Raw genomic sequence first — 18,232 nt, forward strand, 5'->3', positions numbered from 1 at the left:
TTGAAAGTTAGCGCGAGCCGCCCACGGGAGGGACAGCGTCGAAGGTCATTGCCACGACACCGGTGTAGTCGCCCGGCTGGAAGGTCGTACCGACCGCACTGATTTTCAGCGGTGCGCGGAAGTTCACGTCGGACTCGGCTTCACCTACAACCATTTGCGGGGTCAAGTTGAGTTCCTTGTTATTGAGTTCCACTTTCAAAGCAATGGAATGGGAACCAGAAATCAGTTTGGGCGCGCTGTCCAGGCTGGCGTGAACCGAACCGCTGTTGTTACGCACATCGAAGAACCCGTTCACTTCTCCCATTTTGCCGCTGGCAGGCTGGAAGCTCATGTCCTGATCCTTGTTGACGAGCTCAGGATTGGTAGGCACCACGTAGAAACCGTTAGTCGGCACGTGGGCGACGATGTTGATGGAGTGAGCCGCTTCACCTGCGGCAAATGCCCCGGAGGAACCCAGCGCCAAAAGAGCCAGTGGGGCAGCGATTGCGATTTTCTTGAACATTGTTAAGTACCTGTTTTCTTTATGGAATCGGTTCATTGAAAGTTAAAAAACGCTGACCCGTAACAGGTCGCTTTATTTGAACTTCCAACGCCGAAACATCTTCGACTTCTTGTTCTGGAAAGTAAGCAGGCAACTTCCCATGAACACGTAGCTAAACAACCTCATGACCAGAAGGAAAAATAAACAAAAAACTCAAATACCAAACAGCGACTGTAAGTTACAGACTACATACAGTTTTTCTAAAAAAACCATACAGCGCCTTCGCCTATACAACAATGGACTTGCAGGATTTTTAGAACATAAGCTCAACCATTATTAGAGCAATAGCTTTAACGATTAAACAATTCCTGTGTCGGCGGAAAAATCAGCTGATGTACGGTGATATTTCCTGGTGAATTGCATCATTGACCGCGCCAACCGTCCGTCGGCACCGATCAGCCCCTTGCAAAAAACGTCTTGCCCTCCACTTAAGATATATCTTAAGTTGTATCTAAATACGACGAGAGCAGCGAAAAAATGAGAGACCATCATTCCCAACACCGTGACCATAACGACGGCCGCGACGGCTTCGAAAAACGCCCGGGCCCCGGCCGCGAACGGGGCGGCCGAGGCCCGCGGGTGTTCGCCCCAGGCGATCTGAAACTGCTGCTGCTGGCGCTGATCGCCGAGCAGCCTTGCCACGGCTATGACCTGATCCGCCAGATCGAAAGCATGTTCGACGGCGCCTATAGCCCCAGCCCCGGTGTGATCTACCCCACCCTGACCTTCCTTGAAGAAAGCGAAATGATCCTGGGCGACGCCGAGGGCGGAAAAAAACGCTACGCCATCACCGACGCCGGACGGCTGTCGTTAAGCGACCAGGCGATCGCACTGGACGGCGTACGGATGCGCATCGAGGTCAGCAAGCGCTCATTGCGCGGCCATGACCGCCCCGCCGAGATCCACGAAGCGGTGCATAACTTGCGTCATGCCTTGCAGATGCATCACGGCCGCTGGAGCCCGGAAGAAATCCTGCGGGTACGCGACCTGCTCAACAACACCGCCAAAGCCATCGTCGATGGCCCTGCCGTTCAAATCCCAGCGGAGAAAACCGAATGACTGAAGTGATCGTGCAAACCATTCACCGTGTCAGCCACGAGATCAAACGCCGTCGTCTGGAAGTGTTGCGGGTGGTCGACCTGACGCCGCGCATGCGCCGCATCACGCTGGGTGGACCGGAGTTGGCGGGCTTCGTCAGTCTCGGCACGGACGACCACGTCAAACTGTTGTTCCCTCAAAACGCGGCGGAACAAGCCGCCCTGGAAACCCTGGTGCTCGGTGCCGGCAAAGACAACGGGCCGATGCCGGCGATGCGCGACTACACGCCGCGCCGCTACAACCTCGACACGCTGGAACTGGACATCGACTTCGTGCTGCACGGCGACGGCCCTGCCGCGACTTGGGCCGAGCAGGCCAAACCCGGCCAATTCCTGCACATCGGCGGCCCACGAGGCTCGATGATCGTGCCGGACATCTTCGACAGTTACCTGCTGATCGGTGACGAAACCGCCCTGCCCGCGATCGCTCGGCGGCTGGAAGGCCTGGCGGCCAATCGCCGGGCATTGGTGATCGTGGAGATAGAGAACGGCGCCGAACAGCAACGACTGGAAAGCGCCGCGCAAGTCAATGTGATCTGGGTATTGCGCGAGGGCGGCAAGGACAACCTGCTCAAGACTGTGAAGCAGCTGCAGGTGCCCAACGGCAATCTGTACGCATGGGTGGCGACCGAGAGCAAAGTATCGCGGCAGATACGCCGGGTGTTGCTGGATGAGCATGGGCTTAACGAGCAGTCCGTCAAAGCCGTCGGCTACTGGCGGGCGGATAACAGCGACGAGGAGTGACCGGCTTCAGGCCCCCATCGCGAGCAAGCTCGCTCCCACAGGTGTCCCGGTTGTTCACAAGTCATTTGTTCACAATCGATCCAGTGTGGGAGCGAGCTTGCTCGCGATGGCGATGGCTCAATCACTAAAATTCCTGATCCCTGGCACGGTGTCCAAGCCAGCGATCCAGCCCGATCACCAGCAGCGCTATCAGCACAAACCCCGCCAACAATCCCCCGGCATTCACAAACACCTGTGGATAACCCAGCTTGGCGACATCAATGAACGGATAGGGATAAACCGCCAGCAAATGCCCGCGCCACAACGAGTACGCGAAATACACCACTGGATAGATCACCCACGCCGCGATATGCCGCAGTCGCAACGTGCCTTTCGGCACACAGCACCACCAATACGCCAGAAACAGCAGTGGCATGACGTCATGCATCAGCTCATCGGCCAGCCATTGCCAGCCTTGCGGATGCCATAAATGGCGCAACAACACGTTGTACCCCAGGCCGACCACGGCGATGCTCACGGCAATGCCGCTACTCACCCACGGCTGCAAAAACCAGCGTCGCGCCGCCGCCTCGCGGGACGTCAGCTCACACGTCAGCACGGTCGCCACCAGCGTATTGCTCAGCACGGTGAAATAGCTGAAGAAGCTGATCAGCCCACCGAGCAGACTGGCCGCCAGCGTCCAGCGTGAGTAGAAAATCAGGTACAGCTGAATGCTCAGTCCCGCCCAGCCGAGCACCGTCGCCACAGCGACAAAACGACGCCTCGCGGCAGAACCTGGCGTCGGTGGGTTGACCATGCTCAGAGCGGTCGCTTGGTGCGCATCAACTTCACGTACAAGCGCTCGACCTTCTCCCGCGCCCACGGGGTTTTGCGCAGGAAGGTCAGGCTCGACTTGATACTCGGATCACTCTTGAAGCAGCGGATATCGATGCGCTCGGCCAGCCCCGACCATTCGTAGTGTTCAACCAGCGCGTTGAGGATTTGCTCCAGCGTCACGCCGTGCAGCGGGTTGTTGTTCTGTTCGGTCATGCCGGGCCTTCGAGCGGTGAAAGAATAGGAAGCCGCGCACCTTAGCCGAGGGCTTCGTTGGGGGGAAGCGATCTGTGTGCGGTCAGTTAAATGTAGGTGAAACGCAAAAGATCGCAGCCTNNTCACTCGACAGCGCCTACAGGTGAACGCATTCCAATGTAGGAGCTGTCGAGTGAAACGAGGCTGCGATCTTTTCCCACTGACTGTTACCAAATCCGAAACGCTCCATGTCAGTAAAAGCGCTTTCTCTATTTGTAACAGGACATTATCCTTGCGCCCGTCAAGCTGAAACGCTTCTGCTGCCCGCGACATACTGCCGCTTCAGTTCATCCCCCCAGAAAAAGACCCAGAATTACTTCCCCTATGCCTTATTTTCAAACTCCGCGAGACAGCGCTGTCTGCAACGCTATTGCTCATCGAAAAGCCCTGAACCTGATTGGCGGATTCACCGCGTTGGGCCTCGCCACTTGCGCCCAGGCCGCTCCGGCCTTCGATAGCGAATCCCCGTGGATGCTTGGCGACTGGAACGGCACTCGCACCGAACTTTCGGAAAAAGGCTACGACTTCAAAGTCGATTACACCGGCGAAATGGGCAGCAATCTGCACGGCGGCTACGATCATGACCGCACCGCTCGCTACAGCGACCAGTTTGGCCTCGGCACCCACATGGACTTGCAGAAGATTCTGGGCTGGGACGACGCCGAATTTCAGCTGACCATCACCGAGCGCAATGGCAACAACATCAGCAACGACCGCATCAACGATCCGCGCGTGGGCGGGTTCACCTCGGCTCAGGAAGTCTGGGGTCGCGGGCAGACCTGGCGCCTGACGCAGATGTGGTATCAGCAGAAATTCTTCGATCAAAAGCTCGACATCAAGGTCGGCCGTTTTGGCGAAGGCGAAGACTTCAACAGCTTCCCTTGCGACTTCCAGAACCTGGCGTTCTGCGGCTCTCAGGTCGGCAACTGGGTCGGCGGCATCTGGTACAACTGGCCGGTCAGCCAGTGGGCGATGCGGGTCAAATATCACCTGACGCCAGAGCTGTATGCGCAGATCGGAGCGTATGAGCAGAACCCGTCGAACCTCGATCGCGACAATGGCTTCAAGCTCAGCGGCAGTGGCACCCAGGGTGCGATCCTGCCGGTGGAACTGGTGTGGTCGCCGAAGCTCAACGGCCTGCCAGGTGAATACCGCGCCGGCTATTACTACAGCAGTGCCAACGCCACCGACGTTTACAAGGACAGCAACGGTCAGCCGGCGGCCCTAAGCGGCGAGGCTTACCGCAGCGCGTCGAGCAAACACGGTGTATGGCTGGGTGTGCAGCAGCAATTGACCAGCCGCGCCAGCGATAACTCCCGCGGCCTGAACGTGTTCGCCAACGGCACGATGCACGACAAGAAGACCAACGCCATCGACAACTATGTCCAGGCAGGTGTCGTCTACAAAGGCTTGTTCGATGCACGCGCCAAGGACGACATCGGTTTCGCCCTGGCCCGCGTCCACGTCAACCCGGCCTTTCGCAAGAACGCCGAGGCGACCAATCAGGCCCGCGCGGTCTTCGACTACAACGACCCGTCCTTCCTGCCGCCGCAGGACACCGAATACAGCGCCGAACTCTATTACGGCGTGCACGTCACGAACTGGCTGACCGTGCGCCCGAACCTGCAATACATCCGCCACCCCGGTGGCGTGGACCAGGTCGATGACGCGCTGATTGGGGGGATCAAGATCCAGTCCTCGTTCTAACCAACACCGAAAACCCTGTAGGAGCGAGCCTGCTCGCGATAAGGCCAGCACAGCCAATATTGATGTTGTCTGACCCACCGCTATCGCGAGCAGGCTCACTCCTACAGGGATCGCATCAACCCAACCATTTTTATATGAACCCTGCCCGCGCCAGATCGTCATCTACAGTGAACTTGCGCGGGACTACTTAAAACGTCACGGAGAACCACACTATGAGCACTGATGGTGCTTTGAGTCGAAGCCGTCTGCTGCCGAGCCTGCTCGGTATCCTGCTTCTGCTAATGGGCCTGGCCATGCTGGCCGGGGGGATCAAGCTGAGCATGCTCGGCGGCTCGCTGTATTACCTGCTGGCCGGTATCGGCCTGGTGCTGACCGGCGTGCTGCTGATTGCCGCTCGCCGCGCTGCACTAGGCCTCTACGCGCTGGTGCTGTTCGCCAGCACCGTATGGGCCCTGTGGGAAGTCGGCCTCGATTGGTGGCAACTGGTGCCGCGTCTGGCCATGTTGTTTGCGCTGGGCATCGTCATGTTGCTGCCGTGGTTCCGCCGTCCGCTGTTGCTCACTGGCCCTGCGCCGATGGGCACCGGCGCATTGAGCGTGGCCGTGGTGCTGGCGGGCGTTGCTGCGCTGGCCAGCCAGTTCACCAACCCCGGTGAAATCAAAGGCCAACTGGACCGCGACAGCGTGCCGGGCATGACGAACACCGCCCCGGCCATGCCCGACGGTGACTGGAATTCCTACGGCCGCAGCGCTCACGGCGATCGTTACTCGCCACTGGCGCAGATCACCCCGCAGAACGCGAACAAGCTCGTTCCGGCCTGGACCTTCCGCACCGGCGACCTGCCAGGGCCGAACGACCCGGGCGAAACCACTGCCGAAAACACCCCGCTGAAAGTCAACGGCATGCTCTACGTCTGCACGCCGCACAGCCAGGTGATCGCGCTGGACCCGGACACCGGCAAGGAAATCTGGCGTTTCGATCCGAAGCTCTCCACGCAAAACGCGGCGAACTTCAAGGGTTGGGCGCACATGACCTGCCGTGGTGTGACGTATCACGACGACGCCGCCTACGCCTCCGAGCAAAGCCCGACGGGCACCGCCAGCCCTGCGCCGGTCAACAACGTCTGCCCACGCCGGATCTTCCTGCCGACTGCCGACACCCGTCTGATCGCCCTCGACGCCGACACCGGCAAGATGTGCGAAGACTTTGGCGACAAGGGCCAGGTTGATCTGCGCGCCAACATTGGCGGCTTCACGGCGGGCGGTTACTACTCCACCTCACCTCCAGCGGTCACTAAAGACCTGGTGGTGATTGGCGGCCACGTCACCGACAACGTTTCCACCGACGAGCCAAGCGGCGTGATCCGTGCGTTCGACGTGCACACCGGCAAACTGGTGTGGAATTGGGACAGCGGCAACCCGGACGACACCACGCCGATTGCCGAAGGCAGGGTCTACACCCGCAACTCGCCGAACATGTGGTCCATGTTCGCCGTCGACGAAAAACTCGGCATGCTTTACCTGCCGATGGGCAACCAGACCCCGGACCAGTTCGGTGGCGCACGCACCCCTGAATCGGAATTGCACGCCGCCGGCCTGACCGCCCTCGACATCGCCACCGGCAAAGTGCGCTGGCACTTCCAGTTCACCCACCATGACCTGTGGGACATGGACGTCGGCGGCCAGCCAACCCTGATGGACCTGAAAACGGCTGACGGCGTGAAGCCAGCGGTACTCGCGTCCACCAAGCAAGGCAGCATCTACGTGCTGGACCGCAGCACCGGTAAAGCGATCGTACCGATCAACGAAGTGCCCGTGCCACAAGGCGCTGTCGAAGGTGATCACACCTCGCCAACCCAGCCGAAGTCCGACCTGAACCTGATGCCGCCGCCGCTGAAAGAACGCGACATGTGGGGCGTCACCCCGTTCGACCAACTGATCTGCCGGATCGACTTCAAATCCATGCGCTACGACGGCCCGTTCACGCCGCCATCGCTGCAAGGTTCGATCGTTTATCCAGGCAACTTCGGCGTGTTCGACTGGGGCGGCATCTCGGTTGACCCGGTGCGTCAGCTTGCTTTCATGAACCCGGACTACATGGCGTTCAAATCGAAAATGATCCCGGCCGCCGAAATCGCCGCCCAAGGCCCGCGTAAAAGCGAAACCGAAGGCGTGCAGCCGAACAAAGGCGCGCCATATGGCGTCATCCTCGAACCCCTGCTCTCGCCACTGGGCCTGCCGTGCCAGGCACCGGCCTGGGGTTACGTGACAGCGGTCGACCTGACCACCAGCAAAATCATCTGGAAACACAAAAACGGCACCGTGCGCGACAGTTCGCCGGTTCCGATCCCGTTGAGCATGGGCGTGCCTAGCCTGGGCGGTACCTTCGTCACGGCTGGCGGCGTTGGTTTCCTGAGCGGTACCCTCGACCAGTACCTGCGCGCCTATGACGTGAAAAACGGCAAGCAACTGTGGGAAGGCCGCCTGCCAGCCGGTGCGCAAACCACGCCGATGACCTACACCGGCAAGGACGGCAAGCAATACGTGCTGGTCGTTGCCGGCGGTCATGGGTCGCTGGGCACCAAGCAAGGTGACTATGTGATTGCGTACAAACTGTCCGAGTAAGCTTTAGCGGCGGTTAAAGGAAAGGCGACTCCTGTGAGGGGGTCGCCTTTTTTATGGCCGCCGGGTGTGAAAGCAACCCACTGCGGGAGCGAGCAAGCTTCGCTCCTGCAGGGATAGCATGCGAGTAATCCCTCGGTGTTATTTCTCGATCACGTCCGGGCGCATGGGTGCCAGTCGGGCGATCAAACGGTTTTGTACGGGGACGCTGATGCCCTGCTCATCCATCGCGGCGATCAGGTCTTCGACCAGCGCATTGAAGTCGCTGCGGCTGACATTCTGGCCCTTGTGACTTTCGGCCATGCTATCGCCGCTGTACACGCAGGGGCCGCCCGCTTCCACGCAGAATTGCTCGACCAGTTTGTCCCGCAGGCGCTGGATATCGATCCGGCGAAAGCGTTCGACGATTCGCTCGTCCCGGGCAATGTTCAGCAGCATGCCCTCGACAATCCGGGTGATCCCCGGCCGCTCCCCGAGGTCATGGTAGAGGCTGTCATCCCTCGGAGGTTGCTGTGCGCACGCGCTCAACAGCAGCACCAGAATCAGCGGCAACATCCGCATCAGAAACTCCCCTGCACGGACAGGTACGTGCCGTTCTGGTTATCCAGCGTGGCGATCTCGCCGAGTCGTGCGTAAGCCAAAACCACCGACACATGCTTGTTCGGGAAGTAGCCGATAAACAGGTCCGCCCAATCACTTTCCCCGGCGAACGACAGGTTGTCCGGTTTCTCCCGATACTCAACGCCCACCGCCCAGCGCGGATTGAACAGCAGCGCCACCGAACCTTCTTTCAACAGGCTGCGCCTATCACGTCGATCACCGCCAAACCCCAGCAAACCCAACTCGTTCGCCCGGCTGTAACGCAGGCTGCCATTGACCAACAGGTTGTAACCAAACGCCGCGCCCATAAACAAACGACTGGCAGCCAGATAACCTTCGGTATCACTGTCACGTTTGGCGCCGACCAGGCTCGGGATCAGGAAATTGCGTTGATGTTTGTATTCCAGGCCCAGGGAAACCTGCGGCAGCTCGTCGTAAATCACATCACCAAACAAGCGCACCTTAACGCCGAGCACGTCCTGGCCAAGGCTGTCCTCAGGCAGGTTCAACGTGTGCACCAACGAGCCGAGGTCAAAGCGCTGCCGGGCGAAAGACAACTCGACGCGATTGTCATAGGTCACGGCCAACCCCGCCACATCCAGCCGATAGTCTGGCAGGTTGACCGTTGTCGCGAACGCGGTGGCGCCCCACTCATTCTTCTCGCCATAACCGGCGAGCACCGCCCACGGCGTGATGCCGCCGCCCGCAGCGCCTTCGAGGCTGCTGGCGCCACCGGTGGCGATCAGGCGACCGTTATCGGCCATGGCCGTTTGCAGGGTCAGGCCGACGAGGCAGCCGAGCAACAGGGAGAAACGTGACGTCATGAATCAATGAACCATGGAAGTTTGAGCACTGAGGGGCAACGCCACCCAGGCTTCGAAAGCCGCCGCGCTCAGCGGTCGGCTGATGAGATAACCCTGCGCCGTGTCGCACTGCCAACGTTCGAGCAGGCGCAGGCTGTGGGCATATTCGACGCCTTCGGCCACTACCTTGAGCCCCAGGTTGTGGCTCATTTCGATGGTCGAACGCACGATCACCGCGTCCTCGCTGGTTTCGTCCAGGTCGCGGACGAAGGATTGGTCGATCTTCAACTCCTGCACCGGCAAACGCTTGAGGTGCGCCAACGACGAGTAACCCGTGCCGAAGTCATCCACCGATAGACTGATGCCGCACTCGCGCAACCGATGCAGGACCTTCAGCGCACGCTCCGGCTCGCGCATGATCGCGCTTTCGGTGATTTCGAAAATCAGTTGCTCGGCGGGCAAGCGGTAAACCCGCAACAGCGCCGAGACCCGCTCGGACAGGTCATCACCGAGCAAGTCATCGGCAGAAATGTTCAACGACAGCTGCAAACGCAGGCCTCGGCGATTCCATTCAGAGAGTTGGCGCATGCCCTCGCCGATCACCCAATTGGTCAGGGTCTGGATGCTGCCGGTACGCTCGGCCAACGGAATGAATTCGGCCGGCGAAACCATGCCGAATTGCGGATGCTGCCAGCGCAACAAAGCTTCGGCCTGGCGCACATGGCCTTGGCGGATGTCGAGTTTGGGCTGGTAATGCAGCAGGAGTTCGCCGTTGCTCGCAGCGTGGCGCAAGTCGCGGATCAGGGTGATCTGGCGACGGTGCGCGAGGTCGCGGCCCTGCTCGTAGATTTGCAGGCGACCGGGCAGCTGCGCCGCGTCTTTCATGGCGATGGCGGCACGCTCCAGCAAGGTTTGCGCGCTCAGGCCATCCACCGGATACGCCGCGATGCCCATACGACAATCCAGCGTCAGGTCATGACCGTTGATGCGCTGGGGCTTGAGCAGCAGTTGCTGCAGTTGATCGCCCACCGCCACCGCTGCGTCACTGTCCATACCGTCGAGCAACAGCAGAAGTTCATCGGCAATCAAATGCGCCACGGTATCCCCGGGACGCAACGCGACTTGCAGGCGCTCGCCGGTCTGGCGCAGCAATTGATCGACCGACTCAGGGCCGGCGGATTCATTAATCGCCCGCAAGTTGTCGATGCCCAGATACACCAGCGCCATCGGCCGTTGCGCCGAAATCGCACTGCCCAGGCGCTCCATCGCCAGCGCGCGATTTGGCAGGCCGGTGCACGGGTCGTGCAGGGCGTTGTGGGCCAATTGCAGTTCGCGCTCGGCGATGCCGCTTTGCATGGAGTTGAACGCCGTGGCGAGCAGCCCCAGTTCATCGCTGCGCCTGAGGCTGACCGGAGTCTGGTAATCGCCCTGGCCAATGCGCTCGGCGGCCGCGGCCAGCGCTCGCACCGGTTGCGATACGCCACGGGCCAGCAACAGTGCGCCGGCCAGCGAACCGAGCAAAGCGACCAAGGCAATCCCGAGAATTTTCTCATCCAGTGGCGCGAACGCTTGCATCGCCACATCCAGCGGACTTTGCAGCAGCGCGATGACCTGGTTGTCGCGACCTTCCGGGGCACTGGCCAGCATCAACGACTGGCCGAGGAAATTCTGATCCTGAAGCTCGCTCAGTTGCACCTCACTGCCTTGCCGACTGCCGAGCATCAAGCGCATCAGGCTGTCGTTCATGGACGCAGGCTGGGTGCTGACCAACTCGCCGACATGCTGGCGGTCGACCGTGAGAAGCGATACTTGAAGGTTGGTCAACGACTGCAATTCCGCCGCCCAGCTGACGTCCATGCTGAAGCCCATCACCACGCGGGCGATCGGCAGCGGCGCCAGCACTGTGGCTTCCACCAGCAGATGCGGTTTGCCCTGCAACGGCACGATGATCATGGTCTGTTGCGTGCGCCGGGCTTCGCGCAGGGCCTGGTCGTAGCGAAACGGCGTGCCTTCGACCACGTCGTCAAGGGTGCTGGCCAAAACCTTGCCATCCATGCCCAGCAAAAACATGTCGCTGGCATTGATGCGTTTGCCGTGGTTGAGCAGCACCGAAGCCATGGTCGCCGCATCGCCGCTGGCCACCGCATCGCGAAAGCCGAAATCCGCCGCGAGCAACTGCGCGCCATCGGCCAGACGCCGACCGCGCACTTCCAGTAAACGTTCGAACACCCGTGTACCGACTTCCAGTTGCGCATTGGCCTGGCCGCGCACGGCGGAATTGGTCGCCGCCTTCACGCTGAAGTACAGCGCGCCGACCACCACCAGCAACAACAGAATCAGGACACAGGCGACCCGCGCCTGAAAGCTACTGCGTAGTTTCATGGGCGGCTCGCTTGAAGGCATCGCCAAAGGCACTCGGTGCAGGTGCTGTTGGCGTTTGCGAGGCTTGGGCCTCGATGGTCAGGGCAAAGGGTTGCGTGAGACCCGCAGCAGCAATCTTTACTTCACCGCCGTCGACCGGTTGCATGTTCAGGGCTTGTGGATGCCACAGCGTGGCGTGATAGACCCCGGCTGGCGCGTCGAGGGTCAGTTGGCCCTGAGTATCAGTCACGCCGAAACGCGGATCATCGGTGACATAGACGTAGCCGAGCATCCAGTCATGAATATTGCAGCCGAGCACCACCACGCCAGGTTTGTCGAACAACACCGGATCGGATGGCGTGCCTTCATACAGTCGCAGTTCGAAGCGCTTGGCCGGGGAAAAGGAATACACCTGATGGCGGATGTTGTCGCTGTTGGGGAATTTGATCGGGGTGCCGGTGTGCACCGCGAGCACGTGGGGCGCGAACTGCTGAGTGCGTTGATCCATGTCGGCCTTGAGCGCACCGGCCGGCAAACCGACCGGACCTTGCAGTGTGACAACCGCGTCCGCCAGTGGCTGGCCATTTTGATCGTGCATCTGGATTTTCAGCGGCGCGGCGCTGGCCAGCGCACTGATGCAAGCGATTGCAGCGAAGAATAAAGAAAAACTGAACCGGGCCATGGGGCTTCCAAAAAGTCAGGGAGTCGAAATGGCCTGCCTTGGCGATGTAATGCGAGACACGTAGCGATGATGCCTGAGTTAAGGCCAAGTGCCATCATTGAATGATAGATGACAGATGACCGCTCGTCCGGCTGAAACTTATGCGGCAGGTCAGCTTCTGTACAGGTTATCGACCCTGAATCCGAAAGCTTAAGAGCACGGCGTAGGCGCTGCCGAAGGGGATCGCGTCCAGCCTTCGAGACACAACGCTGTCAAAACCCTGAACACACACCCAGAAATATCCCGAGCCATTGAAACCACCCCCCACCTGCCCCATCTAACACCCATACCCAATTGCGCAGGTGCCCCATGAGCGACCAGCAAGAATTCCCCGAAGACCCGAGCGAATACGCCGACCCAGAGAACGCCGAACACCACTCCACCGGCAAAGGTCTCGCCCTGCCAGGCCAGAACCTGCCGGACAAGGTCTACATCATCCCGATCCACAACCGCCCGTTCTTCCCGGCCCAAGTGCTGCCGGTCATCGTCAACGAAGAACCATGGGCCGAAACCCTCGATCTGGTGAGCAAATCCGATCACCACTCCCTGGCCCTGTTCTACATGGACACGCCCCAGGAAGATCCGCGTCACTTCGACACCTCCGCCCTGCCGCTCTACGGCACGCTGGTCAAGGTGCACCACGCCAGTCGCGAAAACGGCAAACTGCAATTCGTCGCTCAAGGCCTGACTCGCGTGCGCATCCGCACCTGGCTCAAGCACCATCGCCCGCCGTACCTGGTAGAAGTCGAATACCCGCACCAGCCCACCGAGCCGACCGACGAGGTCAAGGCCTACGGCATGGCGCTGATCAACGCGATCAAGGAACTGCTGCCGCTCAACCCGCTGTACAGCGAAGAGCTGAAGAACTACCTCAACCGCTTCAGCCCCAACGACCCATCGCCGCTGACCGACTTCGCCGCCGCCCTGACTTCGGCCACCGGCAGCGAGCTGCAAGAAGTGCTCGACTGCGTCCCCATGCTCAAGCGCATGGAAAAAGTCCTGCCGATGCTGCGCAAGGAAGTCGAAGTCGCGCGCCTGCAAAAAGAAATTTCCGCCGAAGTTAACCGCAAGATCGGCGAGCATCAGCGCGAGTTCTTCCTCAAGGAACAACTCAAGGTCATCCAGCAAGAGTTGGGGCTGACCAAGGACGACCGCAGCGCCGACATTGAGCAGTTCGAGCAGCGTCTGGAAGGCAAGGTTCTGCCCGCACAGGCGCAAAAACGCGTCGAAGAGGAAATGAACAAGCTGTCGATCCTCGAGACCGGTTCGCCGGAATACGCGGTCACCCGCAACTACCTCGACTGGGCGACCTCGGTGCCGTGGGGCGTGTACGGCGAGGACAAACTCGACCTCAAGCACGCGCGCAAGGTACTGGACAAACACCATGCCGGCCTCGATGACATCAAGGACCGCATCCTTGAGTTCCTCGCCGTCGGTGCCTACAAAGGCGAGATCAGCGGCTCCATCGTGCTGCTGGTCGGCCCGCCGGGTGTGGGTAAAACCAGCGTCGGCAAATCCATCGCCGAATCCCTCGGTCGGCCGTTCTACCGTTTCAGCCTCGGTGGCATGCGCGACGAAGCCGAGATCAAGGGCCATCGCCGCACCTACATCGGCGCGCAGCCGGGCAAACTCGTCCATGCGTTGAAAGACGTCGAAGTGATGAACCCGGTGATCATGCTCGACGAGATCGACAAGATGGGTCAGAGCTACCAGGGCGACCCGGCCTCGGCGCTGCTGGAAACCCTCGACCCGGAACAGAACGTCGAATTCCTCGACCACTACCTGGACTTGCGTCTGGACCTGTCGAAAGTGCTGTTCATCTGCACCGCCAACACCCTGGACTCGATCCCCGGCCCGTTGCTCGACCGGATGGAAGTGATTCGCCTGTCGGGTTACATCACCGAAGAAAAAATCGCCATCGCCAAGCGTCACCTGTGGCCGAAGCAACTGGAAAAGGCCGGCGTGTCCAAAGGCAGCCTGAGCATCAGCGACAGCGCCCTCAAAGCGTTGATCGACGGATACGCCCGTGAAGCCGGCGTGCGGCAGTTGGAAAAACAACTGGGCAAACTGGTGCGCAAAGCCGTTGTGAAGCTGATCGACGAGCCAAAAGCGGTGATCAAACTCGGCCCGAAAGACCTCGAAGCCTCACTTGGTCATCCGGTGTTCCGTAACGAGCAAGTGCTGTCCGGTACCGGCGTCATCACCGGGCTGGCCTGGACCAGCATGGGCGGCGCGACCTTGCCGATCGAAGCCACGCGCATTCACACCTTGAACCGTGGTTTCAAACTCACCGGGCAATTGGGTGACGTGATGAAAGAGTCGGCGGAAATTGCCTACAGCTATGTCAGCTCCAACCTGAAGTCGTTTGGCGGTGATCCGAAGTTCTTCGATGAAGCCTTCGTTCACCTTCACGTCCCGGAGGGCGCGACCCCGAAAGATGGCCCGAGCGCCGGCGTGACCATGGCCAGTGCCCTGCTCTCGCTCGCCCGAAACCAGGCGCCGAAAAAAGGCATCGCCATGACCGGCGAACTGACGCTGACCGGGCATGTACTGCCGATTGGCGGAGTGCGCGAAAAGGTGATTGCGGCGCGGCGGCAGAAGATTTTTGAATTGATTCTGCCGGAGCCTAACCGCGGTAGCTTTGAAGAACTGCCGGATTATCTGAAGGAAGGGATTACCGTGCACTTTGCCAAGCGCTTTGCGGATGTGGCGAAGATATTGTTCTGATAGTCATGTAGCGCCTGCACTACCGTCATCGTCGGAACGCCGCCCGGAGCNNCAAGCTCGCTCCCACAAGGATTGCGCTAAACCTGTGGGAGCGAGCTTGCTCCGGGCGGCGTTCCGACGATGGCGTCGGCACTCGCATCGCCAACTCCCCGTTCCCGTCACAATTTGTCTCATCTTCAGTTATGCTCGCCGTTCGTCGTGAATGCCGGAGCCACTGACCTTATGTCCCCCACCCGCCTGTTTGTCCCCCTCGCCCTCTCCTTGCTGGCCGCGTGCGCCACGCAACCGAAACAGAACGTGACCGTGGAAAAACAAAGCGAATGCCCGGTAAAACTGCACAGCGGGCAAAACCTGATCCTGACCCTGCCAAGCAACCCGACCACAGGTTACCGCTGGGCGATCCAGGATTCCGCCGGTGGCGTATTGCGCGCGCTCAGCCCCGAGGTCTACAGCAATCCGGAAGACGTGGGGATCGTCGGCAGCGCCGGCCTCTCCACCTGGCGCTTCCAGTCCTTTGCCGCTGGCACGGGCCGTTTGCGCCTGACCTATTCACAACCATGGGCACCGGAAGTACCGGCAGTGGATACCTTCGACTGCGCGATCTCGGTTAACTGATCGTGGGCTGGCTGATTCTGGCGCTGATGGGCGCGGTGACGTTCCTCTACGGCGTCAGTGTGCATGCGGCGTTGCTCTGCCTGCTGGTCAAACCGCTGCCAGTATTGGCACTGCTCGGCTGGTTACACGACGCACCGCCCAGCGAATATCGCCGCTGGATCAGCCTTGGATTGATTTTCTCCCTGCTCGGCGATGTGCTGCTGGCGTGGCCGGGGGATTTGTTTGTGTTCGGTCTCGGGGCGTTTTTGGTTGCTCACTTGGCGTATCTGAAGGCCTATTTGAGCGATTGCCGGCGGGTGGCGCTGTTACCGCTGATCATCGCTTCAGGCGTCGGCGCGGTGTTGTTGGGGATCTTGATTTCCAATGGGCTGGGCCCGTTGCTCATCCCGGTGATCGTCTACGGTCTGGCCATCAGCGCCATGCTTTGGCGCGCGCTGGCCCGGCTCGGCACTGACGTGCCCAAACGCTCGGCGCTGCTGGCGGCGGCAGGTGCGGTGGCGTTTGTGTTTTCGGACAGCGTGATTGGCATCGATCGATTCGTTGCGCCGTTTCATGCCGCGCCTTACGTGATAATCCTCAGCTATTGGTTGGGGCAATGGGGGATTACGGCGTCGGCCTTTTCTCAAGAACAACGCTGACCCCTGTGGCGAGGGAGCTTGCTCCCGCCCGACCGGGCTGGCGCACCAGTGCGCAGCGCTCGCCAGATTTGGGGCTGCTGCGCAGCCCAGCGGGAGCAAGCTCCCTCGCCACAATGGATTGTCACTGTCCGCGCGGTTTATCAGACAACCCGCGCATCCCCCCGTCAATTTGGCTAAAATGCCAGCCTTTTCCACCTATGCCGCTGGAACCGCCGTGAGCAAAGAACCCGATCGCCTTTTCGCCCAGCCTTTGGCCCAGGTGCCTGACTTCGCCTTTAACGAGGACGTGGTGCGGGTATTCCCGGACATGATCAAGCGCTCGGTACCGGGTTATCCGACCATCGTTGAAAACCTTGGCGTGCTCGCCGCGCAGTTCGCCCAGCCCAACAGCGTGCTTTACGACCTGGGTTCGTCTCTCGGCGCCGTGACTCAGGCCCTGCGCCGTCACGTACGCACCGACGGCTGCCGGGTGATCGCTGTGGATAACTCCGCGGCGATGGTTGAACGTTGCCGCGAGTACCTCAACGGTCAGGACTCGATGTTCCAGGAGTTGCTGCCGGTGGAAGTGATCGAAGGCGACATCCTTGCACTCGAATTCCAGCCAGCCTCGGTGGTGGCGCTGAACTTCACCCTGCAATTCATCGCCCCGGAGCAGCGCACGGCGTTGCTCTCGCGCATCCGCCAATCGCTGTTGCCCGGTGGCGCGCTGATTCTGTCGGAGAAGCTGCGCTTCAATGATCCGGACGAACACGCGCTGCTCACCGACCTGCACGTCGCGTTCAAACGCGCCAACGGCTACAGCGAACTGGAAATCGCCCAGAAGCGCAGCGCCATTGAAAACGTCATGAAGCCCGACAGCCTCGAAGAACACCGCGAGCGCCTGTTGGCCGCCGGGTTCTCGAAAGTCGTGCCGTGGTTCCAGTGTCTTAACTTTGCCTCGTTGATTGCCTTGCCATGATTGATCTGTCCCCCCTCGCCCGCCGTCTGGCTGGCACCCCGCTGGCCGATTGGGCCAACACTCTGCAAGCTCAGCTCGACAAGAAAATGGAAAAGGGTCATGGCGACCTGGAGCGCTGGCAGAGTGCGCTGGATGCCTTGCCGAAAATTCAGCCGAGCGAAGTCGACTTGCTCAATGGTCTGACGCTAGACACCGATTGCGATGACGAAACCCGCGTGCAAATGCGCACTGCGCTGATGGGTTTGTCGCCATGGCGCAAAGGACCGTTCGATCTGTTTGGTGTGCATGTCGACACTGAATGGCGCTCGGACTGGAAGTGGTCGCGGGTTGCACCGCATCTGGATCTGAAGGGCAAGCGCATCCTCGATGTCGGCTGCGGCAATGGCTACTACATGTGGCGCATGCTCGGCGCGGGGGCCGACAGCGTGATCGGCGTCGATCCTAACTGGCTGTTCTTCTGCCAGTTCCAGGCAGTGCAGCGTTACTTGTCCGAGCCCAATGCCTGGCACCTGCCGTTCCCTTTCGAAGACCTGCCGCCGAACCTGGAAGGCTTTGACACGGTGTTTTCCATGGGCGTGTTTTATCACCGTCGTTCACCGATCGAACATTTGCTGGCGCTGAAGGATTGCCTGGTCAAGGGCGGCGAACTGGTGCTGGAGACCCTGGTGATCGAGGGCGATCAGCAGCAAGTATTGGTGCCGGAAGACCGTTACGCGCAGATGCGAAACGTGTGGTTCCTGCCGTCGGTGCCGGCGCTGGAATTGTGGCTGCGCCGGGCAGGGTTCACTGATGTTCGTTGTGTGGACGTGAGCGTGACGACGGTCGAGGAACAGCGCGGGACCGAGTGGATGAAGTATCAGTCGTTGAGCGATTTCCTTGACCCGGAAGATCACAGCAAGACGGTTGAAGGGCTGCCGGCGCCGATGCGCGCCGTGATCGTCGCCCGTAAGTAAATCTATCAAACACCGCATAACCCTGTAGGAGTGAGCCTGCTCGCGATAGCGGTCTGACAGTCACATCAATATTGACTG

The 18,232-nt window shown here is 60.3% G+C and carries 16 protein-coding genes; 9 read left to right on the forward strand and 7 right to left on the reverse strand.

Annotated elements, in window-relative coordinates; all coding sequences use genetic code 11:
- Window positions 1-7 precede the first annotated feature (7 nt).
- Window positions 8-502 carry a CS1 type fimbrial major subunit gene (locus VD17_RS16200; RefSeq protein WP_046054659.1) on the reverse strand — a complete coding sequence of 165 codons (495 nt, stop codon included), beginning with the start codon at window positions 500-502 and terminating at the stop codon, window positions 8-10.
- 516 nt (window positions 503-1,018) lie between these two features.
- Here VD17_RS16200 and VD17_RS16205 point away from each other — a divergent pair.
- Window positions 1,019-1,600 (forward strand): PadR family transcriptional regulator, encoded by a 582-nt coding sequence (locus VD17_RS16205; protein ID WP_046054660.1) that lies wholly within the window; start codon window positions 1,019-1,021, stop codon window positions 1,598-1,600.
- Window positions 1,597-2,382 (forward strand): siderophore-interacting protein, encoded by a 786-nt coding sequence (locus VD17_RS16210; RefSeq protein ID WP_046054661.1) that lies wholly within the window; start codon window positions 1,597-1,599, stop codon window positions 2,380-2,382. The genes VD17_RS16205 and VD17_RS16210 overlap by 4 nt, the downstream gene beginning before the upstream one ends.
- Before the next feature lie 124 nt (window positions 2,383-2,506).
- Here VD17_RS16210 and VD17_RS16215 read toward each other — a convergent pair whose 3' ends face one another.
- Window positions 2,507-3,178 (reverse strand): Pr6Pr family membrane protein, encoded by a 672-nt coding sequence (locus VD17_RS16215; protein WP_046054662.1) that lies wholly within the window; start codon window positions 3,176-3,178, stop codon window positions 2,507-2,509.
- Between the two features lie 2 nt (window positions 3,179-3,180).
- A complete protein-coding gene (locus VD17_RS16220) occupies window positions 3,181-3,411 on the reverse strand; it encodes a VF530 family DNA-binding protein (RefSeq protein ID WP_007903672.1) in 231 nt (76 codons plus the stop codon).
- Window positions 3,412-3,774: 363 nt separating this feature from the next.
- Here VD17_RS16220 and VD17_RS16225 point away from each other — a divergent pair, with 363 nt between their 5' ends.
- Window positions 3,775-5,157, forward strand: a complete 1,383-nt coding sequence (locus VD17_RS16225) for a carbohydrate porin (RefSeq protein ID WP_046054663.1) — start codon at window positions 3,775-3,777, stop codon at window positions 5,155-5,157.
- 212 nt (window positions 5,158-5,369) lie between these two features.
- Window positions 5,370-7,781 carry a glucose/quinate/shikimate family membrane-bound PQQ-dependent dehydrogenase gene (locus tag VD17_RS16230; protein ID WP_046054664.1) on the forward strand — a complete coding sequence of 804 codons (2,412 nt, stop codon included), beginning with the start codon at window positions 5,370-5,372 and terminating at the stop codon, window positions 7,779-7,781.
- A 138-nt stretch (window positions 7,782-7,919) separates the two neighbouring features.
- Here the strand turns inward: VD17_RS16230 and VD17_RS16235 are convergent, their stop codons facing one another.
- From VD17_RS16235 to VD17_RS16250, 4 genes are read right to left on the reverse strand one after another with little or no spacing between them, the layout of a single operon-like run.
- On the reverse strand, window positions 7,920-8,339 hold the full coding sequence (locus VD17_RS16235; protein ID WP_046054665.1) for a group I truncated hemoglobin: 420 nt from the start codon (window positions 8,337-8,339) through the stop codon (window positions 7,920-7,922).
- Window positions 8,339-9,202 (reverse strand): DUF3034 family protein, encoded by an 864-nt coding sequence (locus VD17_RS16240; RefSeq protein ID WP_046054666.1) that lies wholly within the window; start codon window positions 9,200-9,202, stop codon window positions 8,339-8,341. Before VD17_RS16240 ends, VD17_RS16235 begins: the two co-directional genes overlap by 1 nt.
- Before the next feature lie 3 nt (window positions 9,203-9,205).
- Window positions 9,206-11,563 (reverse strand): putative bifunctional diguanylate cyclase/phosphodiesterase, encoded by a 2,358-nt coding sequence (locus VD17_RS16245; protein WP_046054667.1) that lies wholly within the window; start codon window positions 11,561-11,563, stop codon window positions 9,206-9,208.
- Complete coding sequence (locus VD17_RS16250; protein WP_046054668.1) at window positions 11,547-12,224, reverse strand: methylamine utilization protein; 678 nt, start codon at window positions 12,222-12,224, stop codon at window positions 11,547-11,549. The genes VD17_RS16245 and VD17_RS16250 overlap by 17 nt, the downstream gene beginning before the upstream one ends.
- A 348-nt stretch (window positions 12,225-12,572) precedes the next feature.
- Between VD17_RS16250 and lon the strand changes: the two genes are divergently transcribed.
- The 5 genes from lon (at window position 12,573) to cmoB (ending at window position 18,154) form a co-directional block, all read left to right on the forward strand.
- Window positions 12,573-14,990, forward strand: a complete 2,418-nt coding sequence (gene lon / locus VD17_RS16255) for an endopeptidase La (RefSeq protein ID WP_046054669.1) — start codon at window positions 12,573-12,575, stop codon at window positions 14,988-14,990.
- A 222-nt stretch (window positions 14,991-15,212) separates the two neighbouring features.
- Window positions 15,213-15,605: a protease inhibitor I42 family protein gene (locus VD17_RS16260; protein WP_046054670.1), complete on the forward strand. Its 393-nt coding sequence runs from the start codon at window positions 15,213-15,215 to the stop codon at window positions 15,603-15,605.
- A 2-nt stretch (window positions 15,606-15,607) separates the two neighbouring features.
- Entirely contained in the window at window positions 15,608-16,243 is a 636-nt protein-coding gene (locus tag VD17_RS16265) for a lysoplasmalogenase (protein ID WP_046054671.1), read from the forward strand.
- A gap of 178 nt (window positions 16,244-16,421) precedes the next feature.
- Entirely contained in the window at window positions 16,422-17,201 is a 780-nt protein-coding gene (gene cmoA, locus VD17_RS16270; RefSeq protein ID WP_177338866.1) for a carboxy-S-adenosyl-L-methionine synthase CmoA, read from the forward strand.
- Window positions 17,198-18,154 (forward strand): tRNA 5-methoxyuridine(34)/uridine 5-oxyacetic acid(34) synthase CmoB, encoded by a 957-nt coding sequence (cmoB, locus tag VD17_RS16275; protein ID WP_033061506.1) that lies wholly within the window; start codon window positions 17,198-17,200, stop codon window positions 18,152-18,154. Before cmoA ends, cmoB begins: the two co-directional genes overlap by 4 nt.
- Window positions 18,155-18,232 lie beyond the last annotated feature (78 nt).

The organism is Pseudomonas fluorescens (genome assembly GCF_000968015.1).
Classification (GTDB): Bacteria; Pseudomonadota; Gammaproteobacteria; order Pseudomonadales; family Pseudomonadaceae; genus Aquipseudomonas; species Aquipseudomonas fluorescens_W.